This window comes from Nostoc sp. CHAB 5836 (assembly GCF_020829445.1).
GTDB lineage: Bacteria > Cyanobacteriota > Cyanobacteriia > Cyanobacteriales > Nostocaceae > Nostoc.
On record NZ_JAIVFV010000382.1, the window covers coordinates 1 to 2,038 of the forward strand.

General features: G+C 38.2%; 1 protein-coding gene and 1 pseudogene. Both read left to right on the forward strand.

The window, feature by feature from the left end; translation table 11 throughout:
* Positions 1-223: 223 nt before the first annotated feature.
* Positions 224-1,114: pseudogene (locus tag LC605_RS32675) on the forward strand (sensor histidine kinase); the annotation flags it as partial.
* Complete coding sequence (locus LC605_RS32680) at positions 1,114-1,767, forward strand: response regulator transcription factor (RefSeq protein WP_229551502.1); 654 nt, start codon at positions 1,114-1,116, stop codon at positions 1,765-1,767. The pseudogene LC605_RS32675 and the gene LC605_RS32680, both read left to right, overlap by 1 nt.
* Positions 1,768-2,038 lie beyond the last annotated feature (271 nt).

Sequence of the window (2,038 nt, forward strand, 5' to 3'; positions counted from 1 at the left end):
CGGACACTTTAACATAAAAAGGCACACTCCTCTTTATTTTTTCTTCTATCTTTGTCATTTTTTTACGTAAACATACGCCACGGAAAGAAGGAGCGTGCCAATATGTGTGTCCGTCATTATGTTACGTCATTTTCCATAAAGTCATACGGGGTAACACCTTCCATTCCGATGTTTGCATCTTCCATCGGAAGTAACTGTTGTTCAGGCGAAATGATCGCTGTCAATTTTTCCGTTAAATGGACGTTTGTTAGTTACAAGTTTGTCCTTTGCATTATTTTTAGTTACTACACAATTAAAATACCAGTTATTCAATTTCCAAGCATCACCACAGGCACAAGAGCGATATCGATTTTTAATTTGGAATTCTTCGCTGGTATTTGGCTTAAGTTTGGTTTTTGTGTTGTTGATGATGAATGCAGTTTTATCTGAACGGCACAGTCGAGAAAAGCTAGCTTTTGCTAACGAAAAACTCCGTGAATATGCCACACGAATTGAAAATCAAGCTACCTTGGAAGAACGTAATCGCATTGCTCGCGAAATTCATGATTCATTAGGACACTCTCTGACTGCTTTAAATCTGCAATTAGAAACTGCCTTGAAATTGTGGCAATTTAACCCAGGTAAGGCTGAAACATTTCTCGTAACAGCGAAAGAATTAGGTTCAAAAGCATTAAAAGATGTCCGTCAATCTGTTTCTACTATGCGTTTTAATCCCTTACAAGAACAATCTTTAGAACGGGCGATCGCTAGTCTTTCAGAAAATTTTCATCGTTCTAATGGGATTTTACTAAATTATCAAATCAACCTCGAATCTCCTGTACCACCTGAAATTAATACTGCTATTTACCGCATTACTCAAGAATCTTTGACAAATATATCTAAGTATGCTTATGCTACAGAGGTTAAGCTGGAACTGACTACGACAAGAAACAATTTACGATTGATAATTCAGGATAATGGCAGAGGTTTTGATTTAGGGCAAAATACTACTGGTTTTGGACTTCAGAGTATGCGCGATCGCACTTCAGCACTGGGAGGTGAGTTTAATATTAATAGCGCTCTTGGTTCTGGTTGCAAAATTACAGTTGATATTCCTTTAATAAGGTTGACATGATGATTAAAGTGCTGTTGGTAGATGACCAAAGTTTAATTCGTCAAGGATTAAGAGCGTTATTGGAATTAGAAGCAGATTTAGAGATAGTGGGAGAAGCAGAAAACGGACAACAGGCGATTAATTTAGTTGCTGAATTTCAGCCAGATGTAGTATTGCTGGATATCAGAATGCCCATTATGGATGGAGTTGCAGCCACGCGGGAGATTCAAAAACGTTTTGTCAAAACTAAGATTTTAGTACTAACAACTTTTGATGACGATGAATATGTATCAGCAGCATTGCAAAATGGGGCAATGGGTTATTTATTGAAAGATACACCCTCGGAAGAGTTAGCTGTTGCGATTCGTGCCGTTCACAAAGGATACACTCAATTAGGCCCAGGTATAGTTAAAAAGTTGTTAACTCAGTTTTCTAATGGTACACCAACCCAGTCACCGCCTGTACCATCTACTTTAGCTGAACTTACTCCTAGAGAAAAAGAGGTTTTGCGGTTAATTGCTACAGGCGCTAGTAACCGAGAAATTGCTCAGGAACTCTACATTTCTGAGGGGACGGTAAAAAATCATGTTACGAATATTTTAAACAGACTAAATTTGCGCGATCGCACTCAAGCTGCGATTTGGGCGAATACCTATTTATCTTATTTGAAATGAACACCGAGAATCCCAACTTCTTCAACAAGTCGGGGTTCTAAATCCACAACATAAGGATAATGGTTAATAATATCGGATTTCTAATGCTATAACTGGGAATTAAGATGTATTAATGGTCGAATATGTTACTGAGCAGACAAGAAACAGAATTATTGATTAATTAGATTTATCACCAAAGTCCTCTCGCCGTGGAAGCCCCCGGATTTATCCGTGGGGGTAAGGCGTAGGCGATTTCAATCGCCGTCAGAATTTTTTCAAAAAGCATAACTGT

What these genes read in the sequence shown, in the direction of transcription:
- LC605_RS32680 (WP_229551502.1), top strand. Translation starts at nt 1,114, where the DNA reads ATGATTAAAGTGCTGTTGGTAGATGACCAAAGTTTAATTCGTCAAGGA.